The organism is Pseudomonas sp. C2B4, from assembly GCF_013359695.1.
In the GTDB taxonomy this organism is placed as follows: domain Bacteria; phylum Pseudomonadota; class Gammaproteobacteria; order Pseudomonadales; family Pseudomonadaceae; genus Aquipseudomonas.
Genome location: NZ_JABFMU010000047.1, coordinates 1 through 11,153, shown reverse-complemented (window position 1 = coordinate 11,153; position 11,153 = coordinate 1). Strand labels below are relative to the sequence as shown.

Here is an 11,153-nt window from a genome sequence, read left to right as displayed (position 1 = left end):
TTCGGTTGGGTTTCAGATGATTGGCTGGACGCCGGAAATCACACAAATCCCCTGTGGGAGCGAGCCTGCTCGCGAAGACGCCGGTACAGTCAACATTGATGGAGACTGACACACCGTATTCGCGAGCAGGCTCGCTCCCACAAGGGGATCTGTGGATTATCAGGCCGTCAGGTTGCGCAAACTGCGCTCCATCCGGGCAATGCCTTCTTCCAGCAGCGACCGCGGGCAGCCGAAGTTCAGGCGCACGAACTGTTTGCAGTCGTCGCCGAAGTCCAGGCCAGGGCTCAGCCCGACTTTCGCCTGTTCGAGGAAGAACTGCTGCGGGTTGTCCAGTCCCAGGGCCGAGCAGTCGAGCCAGGCCAGGTAGGTGCTTTGCGGCACGTTCATGGTGATGCCCGGCAGGCGCGTGCGCACGGCGTCGACCAGGTAATCGCGGTTGCTTTGCAGATAGGCGCTCAGTTCGGCCAGCCAGGGCCCGGCTTCGCTGTAGGCGACACGGGTGGCTTCCAGGCCCAGCGGGTTGACGCTGTCGACCATGCCGCAACGGGCGTGGTTGACCCGCTCGCGCAGGTGGCGGTCCTGAATGATCATGAACGAGGTTTTCAGCCCGGCGATGTTGTAGGCCTTGCTGGCGGACATCAGGGTGATGGTGCGTTGGGCGACTTGCGGGCTCAGGGTGGCCATCGGAATGTGCTTGCGACCGTCGAAGCACAGTTCGGCATGGATCTCGTCGGAGATGATCCAGGCATCGTGCTCCAGGCAGATGTCGGCGATGGCTTGCAGTTCGGCCCGGGGGAACGCCTTGCCCAGCGGGTTGTGCGGGTTGCTCAGCAGCAGGGCGCCGCCACCTTGCAGCGACTGGCTCAGGGTATCCAGCGGCGTGGCATAGGTGCCGTCCGCTTGCGCGTCAAAACCCAGTTCGACCTTGTTCAGGCCCCAGTGGCCCGGCGCATGGCGCAATGGCGGGTAGTTCGGGACCTGCACCACGACGTTTTGCTGTGGCTGGACCAGCGCCTTGAGCGCCATGTTGAACCCCGACTCGACACCCGGCAGAAAGATCAGCTCCTGTGGTTCGACGCGCCAGGCGTACTTGTTCCACAGGTCGGCGACGATCGCTTCGCGCAGGTTTTCCGGGGCCACGCTGTAGCCGACCATCGGGTGTTCCAGGCGTTTTTGCAGGGCCTGGATGATCATCGGCGGCGCGGCGAAATCCATGTCGGCAACCCACATCGGCAATACATCGGCCGGGTAGCGGCTCCATTTGGTGCTACCGGTGTTGTGGCGGTCGAACACCTGATCAAAATCGAAAGTCATGCGGGGTCTCGTGAAGGCAGGGTTAATCATGCCGGCCATGATAAGCCCCTAGCCCCTGTGGGAGCGAGCCTGCTCAATAGCCATACAAAACAAACCCTGTGGGAGCGGGCTTGCCAGCGATGACGGCGGCACAGTCAAAATTGATGTTGGCTGACCGACCGCTATCGCGGGCAAGCCCGCTCCCACAGGGTTCGACAAACGGCCGACGGTCGGTTTTCACACAGATTGTCAGTGTGTTGACTAAAGTTTGAGATGTCGGCAGCCCGTCTGCCGCGACCGTGATTGTCCAGAAAAATCCGGCAAAGCACCGGATCTCCACCTGATCAGGAGTGCACGATGGACCTCAGCCGTCGTCAGTTCTTCAAGGTCGCCGGTATCGGCCTTGCAGGCTCTAGCCTGGGCGCGTTGGGCATGGCCCCGACGCCTGCCTTTGCCGAACAGGTGCGTCATTTCAAGCTCGCCCACACCCATGAAACCCGCAACACCTGCCCGTATTGCTCGGTCGGCTGCGGGTTGATCATGTACAGCCAGGGCGATACGGCGAAGAATGTCGCGCAAAGCATCATCCACATCGAAGGTGACGCCGACCACCCGGTCAACCGCGGCACCTTGTGCCCCAAAGGCGCCGGTCTGCTGGATTTCATACACAGCCCCGGACGCCTGCAATACCCGCAAATCCGCAAGCCCGGCAGCGACGAGTGGACGCGTATCGGCTGGGATGAAGCACTGGACCGCATCGCCGACCTGATGAAGGCCGACCGCGACGCCAACTTCATCGAGAAGAACGCCCAGGGCCAGACGGTGAACCGCTGGCTGACCACCGGTTTCCTCGCGGCCTCGGCGGCGTCCAACGAAGCGGGCTACATCACCCACAAGGTCATTCGCAGTCTCGGCATGCTGGGGTTTGATAACCAGGCGCGTGTCTGACACGGCCCGACGGTGGCAAGTCTTGCCCCGACGTACGGCCGTGGTGCCATGACCAATACCTGGACCGACATCGCCAACGCGAATCTGGTTCTGGTAATGGGCGGCAACGCAGCAGAAGCGCACCCGTGCGGCTTCAAATGGGTGACCGAAGCCAAGGCGCACAACCAGGCGCGGCTGATCGTGGTCGATCCGCGCTTCACCCGGACCGCCTCGGTGGCCGACTATTACGCGCCGATTCGCACCGGCACCGACATCGCCTTCATGGGCGGGTTGATCAATTACCTGCTGACCCAGGACAAGATCCAGCACGAGTACGTGCGCAATTACACTGACGTCTCGTTCATCGTCAAAGCGGGGTACGGTTTCGAGGACGGTATCTTCAGCGGGTACGACGTGGCCAAACGCGCCTACACCGACAGGTCCGGCTGGGGGTATGAGCTGGGTGAGGACGGCTTCGTCAAGGTCGACCCGACCTTGCAAGACCCGCGTTGCGTCTATCAATTGATGAAGCAGCACTACAGCCGCTACACGATCGAACTGGCGAGCCAGATTTGTGGCATGCCGGTCGATGCGATGCAGAAAATCTGGGACGAAATCGCCACTTGCTCGGTTCCGGGCAAGACCATGACGATTCTCTACGCCCTGGGCTGGACCCAGCACTCGATCGGCTCGCAGATCATCCGCAGCGCGGCGATGGTGCAATTGTTGCTGGGCAACGTCGGCATGCCGGGCGGCGGCGTGAACGCCTTGCGTGGGCATTCCAACATCCAGGGGCTGACCGATCTGGGCCTGTTGTCCAACTCGCTGCCGGGGTATCTCACCTTGCCCGGCGATGCCGAGCAGGACTACAACGCCTACATCGTCAAGCGCACGCAAAAACCGCTGCGTCCCGGGCAGTTGTCCTATTGGCAGAACTACAGCAAATTCCACGTCAGCCTGATGAAAGCCTGGTACGGCGCCAATGCCACGGCCGAGAACAATTGGGCTTACGACTACCTGCCGAAGCTGGACATCCCCAACTACGACATCCTCAAGGTCTTCGACCTGATGGGCCAGGGCAAGGTCAACGGTTACATGTGCCAGGGCTTCAACCCGATCGCCGCGTTGCCCGACAAGAACCGGGTGATGTTGGCGCTGGCCAAGTTGAAATGGCTGGTGGTGATGGACCCGCTGTCCACCGAGACCTCGGAGTTCTGGCGCCATGTCGGGCCGTACAACGATGTGAAGAGCGCCGATATCCAGACCGAAGTGATTCGCCTGCCCACCACCTGTTTTGCCGAAGAAGACGGCTCGCTGGTCAACAGCAGCCGCTGGCTGCAATGGCACTGGAAAGGCGCCGACGGCCCCGGCGAGGCGCGTACCGACGTGCGGATCATGAGCGAGTTGTTCCTGCGCTTGCGCCAGCGTTACCAGGCCAACGGCGGCGCCTGGGCCGAGTCGATCCTCAAACTGTCGTGGCCGTACAAGATTGCCGACGAGCCTTCACCGGAAGAGCTGGCCAAGGAAATCAACGGCAGCGCCACCACCGACTTCACCGATGCCACGGGGGCGGCGATCAAGGCCAATGCGCAACTGGCCGCGTTCAGTCAGCTCAAGGACGACGGCAGCACGGCGTCCGGCTGCTGGATTTTCTGCGGCAGCTGGACCGAAACCGGTAATCAGATGGCCCGGCGCGACAACAACGACCCGTTCGGCATGCATCAGCATCAAGGCTGGGCCTGGGCCTGGCCGGCCAACCGACGGATCCTGTACAACCGCGCCTCGGCCGACCCGCAAGGCAAACCGTGGGACGAGAAAAAACGCCTGGTGTGGTGGAACGGCAAGGCCTGGGGCGGCACCGATGTGCCGGACTACAAGGCCGACGTGGCGCCGGAAGCAGGGATGAGCCCGTTCATCATGAACCCCGAAGGCGTCGCGCGGTTCTTTGCCGTCGACAAAATGAACGAGGGGCCATTCCCCGAGCACTACGAACCGTTCGAGACACCGATCGGCATCAACCCGCTGCATCCGCAGAACAAGAAAGCCACCAGCAACCCGGCGGCACGGATCTTCGATTCGGTATGGGATTCCCTCGGCGTGGCCAAGGACTACCCGTACGCCGCCACCAGCTATCGGCTGACCGAGCATTTCCACTTCTGGAGCAAGCACTGCAAGCTCAATGCGATCAGCCAACCCGAGCAGTTCGTCGAAATCGGCGAAGTCCTGGCCAAGGAGAAAGGCATTGTTGCCGGTGACCGCGTGCGGGTCAGCAGCAAGCGCGGGCACATCGAAGCGGTGGCGGTGGTGACCAAGCGGATTCGGCCATTGCAGGTCAACAATCAGGTGGTGCACCAGATCGGTATTCCGCTGCACTGGGGCTTCACCGGCCTGACGCGTCACGGTTACCTGACCAACACCCTGGTGCCGTTCCTGGGCGATGGCAACACCCAGACCCCGGAATCCAAGTCATTCCTGGTCAACGTGGAGAAAGTCTAAATGGCCAGCCAAGACATCATTGCCCGCTCGGCCACCACCACCGTGCCTTCGTCGGTGCGCAACCTGGAGGAAGTCGCCAAGCTGATCGACACCACCAAATGCATCGGCTGCAAGGCCTGCCAGGTCGCGTGCTCGGAATGGAACGAGCTGCGTGACGACGTCGGCCACAACCTCGGCACCTACGACAACCCGCAAGACCTGAGCGCAGAAACCTGGACCCTGATGCGCTTCACCGAGCACGAAACCGATGCCGGCAACCTGGAGTGGCTGATCCGCAAGGACGGCTGCATGCACTGCGCCGAACCCGGTTGCCTGGCGGCATGCCCCAGCCCCGGGGCGATCATCAAGCACGCCAATGGCATCGTCGACTTCAACCAGGACCATTGCATCGGCTGCGGTTACTGCATCACCGGTTGCCCGTTCAACATTCCGCGCATTTCGCAAAAGGATCACAAGGCCTACAAATGCACGCTGTGTTCGGACCGTGTGGCGGTGGGGCTGGAGCCGGCCTGCGTGAAAACCTGTCCGACCGGCGCCATCGTGTTTGGCACCAAGGAGGACATGAAGGAACACGCCGCCGAGCGCATCGTCGACCTCAAGAGCCGTGGCTTCGATAACGCCGGGCTGTATGACCCGGCCGGTGTCGGCGGCACCCATGTGATGTACGTGCTGCACCACGCCGACACGCCGAAGCTGTACGCCGGGTTGCCGAGCGATCCGGTCATCAGCCCGTTGGTGGGGCTGTGGAAAGGCGTCAGCAAACCGCTGGGCCTCTTGGCCATGGGGTTGGCGGTGCTGGCGGGATTCTTTCACTATGTGCGGGTCGGCCCGCAGGTGGTCGAAGAGGATGAACTGCCGCACGACACGGACCCGGCGGTGCACGAAGTCGATCCGTCGGTGCACACCTATGATCCGAAGCGGGAGAGCAGGCCATGATCCGCAAGCAGATCCTTCGCTATACCGCCAACCAGCGCACCAATCACTGGCTGGTGGCGATTCTGTTTTTCATGGCCGGGTTGTCCGGGCTGGCGTTGTTTCATCCGGCGCTGTTCTGGCTGAGCAACCTGTTTGGCGGCGGTCCCTGGACCCGCATCCTGCACCCGTTCATGGGCGTGCTGATGTTCCTGTTGTTTCTCGGCCTGGTGGTGCAGTTCTGGCGGGCCAATTACTTCATCAGCAATGACCGGTTGTGGCTGCGGCGGATCGACCGGGTCATGCGCAACGAGGAGGAGGGCGTACCGCCCATCGGCAAGTACAACCCCGGGCAGAAGCTGCTGTTCTGGACTTTACTGCTGTGCATGCTGGTGCTGCTGTTCAGCGGACTGGTGATCTGGCGGGCGTATTTCAGCGCGTACTTCGGCATCACCAGCATTCGCTGGGCGATGCTGTTGCACGCCCTGGCCGGGTTCGTGCTGATCTTCAGCATCATCGTGCACATCTATGCCGGCATCTGGATCAAGGGCTCGGTCAGCGCCATGCTGCACGGCTGGGTCAGCCGGGCCTGGGCGCGCAAGCACCATGAACTGTGGTATCGGGAAGTGACCCGCGACGAGCGTCCCAACCCGCCGTTGAACAAAAAAGGATAACGATTTGGCGACCCTCCTCGAACCCGGACAAATCGAAGCGGCGGCCGGTTCGCCGCCGTTTCTGCACCTGCCGCCGCACAACCTGTTCAGCCTGCGCGCCGAGCGTCTCGAACGTCTGGCCGAAGGCCACCCGCTGGCCGACTACCTGCGCCTGCTGGCGGGGTTGTGTCGGGCGCAACAGCGGGTGCTGGATGATCCGCCGGCAAGCGACCCCCTCGACCGACAACGCATCGAATTGTGCCAGCAGCACGGGCTACCGCCGTTCGCCGCCGACAGCCTGAGCCGCGAGGAGGAATGGCAGGCGTACCTCGACGCCTTGTTGCAGCGCTATGTCGCCCCCGAACAACCCGCCGTGGCCGATGCGCTGGACACCCTGCGTGAAGCCGGCACGGGACAACGCCGCGCTTGGGCGGTGGCGCTGGTCAGTGGCCAGTATTCGCTGGTGCCGGCGGCCCTGGTGCCGTTCCTCGGTGCGGCCCTGCAAACCGCCTGGAGCCATTGGTTGCTGGGCACGCCGAATCTGCAACTGACCCAGGGGACCAGTCTCAGCCAGTGCCCGGCCTGCGGTTCGCCAGCCATGGCCGGCGTCATCCGCAATCGCGGCAAGCACAACGGTTTGCGCTATCTGGTCTGTTCCTTGTGCGCCTGCGAATGGCACGTGGTGCGGGTCAAATGCGTGTACTGCGAGCAGAGCAAGGGCCTGGAATACCTCAGCCTCGAAGACGATCGCCACGCCGCCAATCAGGCGCCGCTGCGGGCCGAAGTCTGTCCGGGCTGCAATTGTTATCTGAAACTCCTGTATCTGGAGAATGATGCCCACGCCGAAGCCTTGTCGGCAGACCTGGCCAGCCTGATGCTGGACATGCGCCTGGCCCAGGACGGCTACCAGCGGCTGGCACCGAATCTGTTGCTGGCCCCGGGAGACGAGTGAGCACAGGGTCTACACTCTGGCGCAACGGTCACTGTTTCGCGGATGTACTCGTTCCCCTGTAGGAGCGAGCCTGCTCGCGATGGAGGTCCAGACGGCGCGATCTTTCAGACAGGGCGCGTTATCGTTCACGACCATCGCGAGCAGGCTAGCTCCTACAGGGGAATGCATTCAGATGTGGGAGCGATCCTGCTCACGAAGCCGCCAATCTCCTGGTATTCCGGAGCGCCTGATGCCCGCAAGCCTTGCCAGCCAAACGCCGCATTTACCTTCCATCGACAGCTTGCTGCGACACCCGGCATGCGGCCCCCTGGCCGAGCGCTATGGGCGGGAGGCCTTGCTGGCTGCCCTGCGGCAATTGCTCGATGAGGTGCGTGAAGGCGTACAGAAGGGGCAGGTCGAAGCCGTTGAAACCAGCCCTGAAGTGCTGGCGGGGCGGGTCGGGGAACGCCTGGCCAGTCAGCATCGCAGTCATGTGCGTCGGGTGTTCAATCTGACCGGGACCGTATTGCACACCAACCTTGGGCGCGCCTTGTTGCCAGAGGAAGCGATTGAAGCTGTGCAACTGGCCGCGCGTTATCCGCTTAATCTGGAGTTCGACCTGCACAGCGGCAAGCGCGGCGACCGCGACGATCTGATCGAAGGCTTGATCCGGGAGCTGACCGGGGCCGAAGCGGTGACGGTGGTCAACAATAATGCCGCGGCGGTGCTGCTGACCCTCAACAGCCTGGGCGCGCGCAAGGAAGGCATCATTTCCCGGGGCGAGCTGATCGAAATCGGCGGCGCGTTCCGCATTCCCGACATCATGGCCCGGGCCGGGGTCAAGCTGCACGAAGTCGGCACCACCAACCGCACCCATGCCCGGGACTACGAAGCCGCCATCGGCCCGCGCAGTGGCCTGGTGATGCGCGTGCACGCGAGCAACTACAACATTCAGGGATTCACGGCCAGCGTGCCGACTTCCGAGCTTGCGCAACTGGCCCATCAACATGGCTTGCCGCTGCTCGAAGACCTGGGCAGTGGCAGTCTGCTGGACCTCACGCGCTGGGGCTTGCCCGCCGAACCCACGGTGCGCCAGGCCTTGCTCGATGGCGCCGACATCGTCACCTTCAGCGGCGACAAATTGCTCGGCGGCCCGCAAGCCGGATTGATTGTCGGGCGCAAGGATCTCATCGCCCGGATCAAGAAGAACCCACTGAAACGCGCGCTGCGGGTCGACAAACTGACCCTGGCGGCACTCGAAGCCGTGTTGGGCCTGTACCGCAACCCGGATCGGTTGACCGAGCGCCTGCCGAGCCTGCGCCTGCTGACGCGTCCCCAGACGGAGATCCTCACCCAGGCGCAGCGCCTGCAACCATCACTGGCACGGGTGTTGGGCGCTGCCTGGAGCGTCAGCGCGGAGTCGGCGCTGGGCATGATTGGCAGCGGCAGCCAACCGGTGGCGCGCTTGCCCAGTGCCGCGTTGTGCCTGCGTCCGAACACGTCCAAACGCCTGCGCGGCCGCTGCCTGCTCGGGCTGGAGGCTTCCTTGCGCGGTTTGCCGATCCCGGTGCTTGGGCGCATCGATGACGACGCCTTGTGGCTGGATCTGCGGCAGCTGGACGACGAGCCAGCGTGGCTGGCGCAACTCGATCATTTGCATGCGTGATGACAAAGAGGGACGGGCAGGGTGATTGTCGCCACAGCTGGGCACATCGATCACGGCAAGACAGCATTGCTCCAGGCGTTGACCGGGCAGGCGGGTGATCGGCGCCGGGAAGAACGCGAGCGCGGCATGACCATCGACCTGGGCTACCTCTATGCAGCACTGGCGCCGGGCGAGGACCTGACCGGTTTTATCGACGTGCCGGGGCATGAGCGCTTCACCCACAACATGCTCGCCGGGGCGCAGGGCATCGATTTGGCGCTGGTGGTCGTCGCCGCCGATGACGGTGTGATGCCACAGACTCGCGAACACCTGGCCATCGTCGAACTGCTGGGCATTCCTCGGGCGCTGGTGGCCATCAGCAAATGCGACCGGGTCGAGCCGTCCCGGGTGCACGCCGTACGCGAGCAGCTCAATACCTTGTTGGCGCCCGGACCTTATGCCAGGGCGCCACTGATCGCCGTTTCAAGCGTGACCGGGGAGGGCATCGACACCCTGCGCCAGGCCTTGCTCGATGCGCAGCGTGAAGTACAGGAACGCCGCCTCGACGGTGGTTTTCGCCTGTGGATTGACCGGGCGTTCAGCGTGGCGGGCGCGGGTATCGTGGTCACCGGCACGGCGCTGTCGGGGCAGGTGGCGGCAGGCGATACGCTGATGCTCGGTCCCCTCGGCAAATCAGTGCGGGTGAGGGGCCTGCATGCGCAGAATCAAGCCGCCGAAACCGCCATCGCCGGGCAGCGTGTCGCGTTGAACCTTAGCGGTGAACGCCTGGCGCTGGAGCAGATTCATCGCGGGCAGTGGTTGTCGGCCGAGTGGTTGTACGCACCGACCCAGCGTGTGGACATCGACCTGCAATTGTTGCCGAGCGAACCCCGCGCCTTCGAGCATTTTCAGCCGGTGCATGTGCATGTCGGTACCCAGGACGTCACAGGCCGCGTGGCCTTGCTGGAAGGTTCCAGCCTGGCGCCGGCTGAGCGGATGCTGGCGCAAATCCTATTGAATGCACCGGTGCAGGTGGTCAAGGGCGATCCGTTGATCCTGCGCGACCAGAGCGCGCAGCGGACCCTGGGCGGTGGACGGGTGCTCGACCCGTTTGCACCGACCCGGCACCGTCGCAGTCCCGAGCGAATCGCGCAATTACAGGCGCTGACCAACGCCACTGGGTTCGAGGGTATTCTGCCGGCGCTGCTGGCCAACAGCGACACCGGGCTCGATCCGCAACGACTGGAGCGCCAGTTCAATCATCCGCGTGCCACTTGGGTGTTGCCCGTTGACGTGCGGTTGATCGAGACGCGGCAAGGTCCGGTGCTGTTCAACGCTGACCGTTGGCAGGCCTTGAAAGCCGAACTGCTGCGGCACCTGGCGCGGTTTCATGAGCTGGAACCCGATCAAATGGGACCGGACCGCGACCGACTGCGGCGCTTCTGCGGCACGGCCCTGGACCGCCCGGCCTTTATCAGCCTGCTCGATGAGTTGCTGGCCAGCAGCGCCATTGAAACCACTGGGCCCTGGCTGCACTTGCCCGAGCATCAAGTGCGCCTGAGCGACGAGGACGAAGCGCTGTGGCAACAGTTGCAGCCCTTGTTCGACGCCGCCGGGTTCGATCCGCCCTGGGTACGCGATCTGGGTCATGATGAAGCCAGGGTGCGCTTGCTGCTGCGCAAAATGGCACGGCTGGGGCTCATGCATCAGGTGGTGCGCGACCTGTTTTACACGGACACGATGATTCGCCGTCTGGCGACTACGCTGTTGCAGCTGGCCGACGCCAACCCGCTGATCCAGGTGGCGGCGTTTCGCGATACGGTGGGCCTGGGGCGTAAACGCAGTGTGCAGATTCTCGAGTACTTCGACCGGCTCGGCCTGACGCGGCGGTTTGGCGACAAGCGCCATATCCGGTTGGACAATGCACTGGCCCAGCGAACGGATCACTGAGGTTTCAGGAAGGCAATCGCGCCCGGTGGCGCGGCCGGGCTTCAAACCCGGTTGGGGACGGCATCCGTTCCCGGGCCGGTTCGACTCCGGCTGCCTTCCGCCAGTTTTCTTTCAGGTTTGAGTTTGGTGTTTTGAGCGCGCATATGGATGGGGTGTATATCCATTGCTGCGGTAACGGCTGCTATTGGTTCCGCCCTTACGGCGGGTTACTTGGAAGAGCGCCAAGTAACCAAGCGCTTTTGCCCCTGACGTACGGCCCTTCGCTGAGGCTCAGGGTTCCCTCGCTCCGGCCCTGCTCCGTGGGCCCGCCGCGATCGGCCATCCATGGCCGTGCGCGGCTAACCCG

At 63.4% G+C, this 11,153-nt stretch carries 7 protein-coding genes and 1 tRNA gene; 7 read left to right on the top strand and 1 reads right to left on the bottom strand.

The features are described from left to right. Window positions 1–159 precede the first annotated feature (159 nt). On the bottom strand, window positions 160–1,314 hold the full coding sequence (locus HNQ83_RS23610; RefSeq protein WP_175391166.1) for a MalY/PatB family protein: 1,155 nt from the start codon (window positions 1,312–1,314) through the stop codon (window positions 160–162). Window positions 1,315–1,650: 336 nt separating this feature from the next. On the opposite strand from HNQ83_RS23610, the gene fdnG reads away from it, so the two are divergent. The 7 genes from fdnG (at window position 1,651) to HNQ83_RS23575 (ending at window position 10,910) form a co-directional block, all read left to right on the top strand. Continuing rightward, window positions 1,651–4,716 (top strand): formate dehydrogenase-N subunit alpha, encoded by a 3,066-nt coding sequence (fdnG, locus tag HNQ83_RS23605; protein ID WP_175391165.1) that lies wholly within the window; start codon window positions 1,651–1,653, stop codon window positions 4,714–4,716. After that, window positions 4,717–5,652 (top strand): formate dehydrogenase subunit beta, encoded by a 936-nt coding sequence (gene fdxH / locus HNQ83_RS23600; protein ID WP_175391164.1) that lies wholly within the window; start codon window positions 4,717–4,719, stop codon window positions 5,650–5,652. It abuts the gene before it with no gap. After that, window positions 5,649–6,302: a formate dehydrogenase subunit gamma gene (locus HNQ83_RS23595; protein ID WP_175391163.1), complete on the top strand. Its 654-nt coding sequence runs from the start codon at window positions 5,649–5,651 to the stop codon at window positions 6,300–6,302. The genes fdxH and HNQ83_RS23595 overlap by 4 nt, the downstream gene beginning before the upstream one ends. A 4-nt stretch (window positions 6,303–6,306) precedes the next feature. Further along, on the top strand, window positions 6,307–7,233 hold the full coding sequence (gene fdhE / locus HNQ83_RS23590) for a formate dehydrogenase accessory protein FdhE (RefSeq protein WP_175391162.1): 927 nt from the start codon (window positions 6,307–6,309) through the stop codon (window positions 7,231–7,233). A 229-nt stretch (window positions 7,234–7,462) separates the two neighbouring features. Further along, the gene (selA, locus tag HNQ83_RS23585) at window positions 7,463–8,878 is read left to right on the top strand and encodes an L-seryl-tRNA(Sec) selenium transferase (protein ID WP_175391161.1); all 1,416 of its coding nucleotides are present in this window, start codon (window positions 7,463–7,465) and stop codon (window positions 8,876–8,878) included. A gap of 21 nt (window positions 8,879–8,899) precedes the next feature. Next, the gene (selB, locus tag HNQ83_RS23580) at window positions 8,900–10,807 is read left to right on the top strand and encodes a selenocysteine-specific translation elongation factor (RefSeq protein WP_175391160.1); all 1,908 of its coding nucleotides are present in this window, start codon (window positions 8,900–8,902) and stop codon (window positions 10,805–10,807) included. A 7-nt stretch (window positions 10,808–10,814) separates the two neighbouring features. After that, a tRNA-Sec gene (locus HNQ83_RS23575) sits at window positions 10,815–10,910 on the top strand. Window positions 10,911–11,153 lie beyond the last annotated feature (243 nt).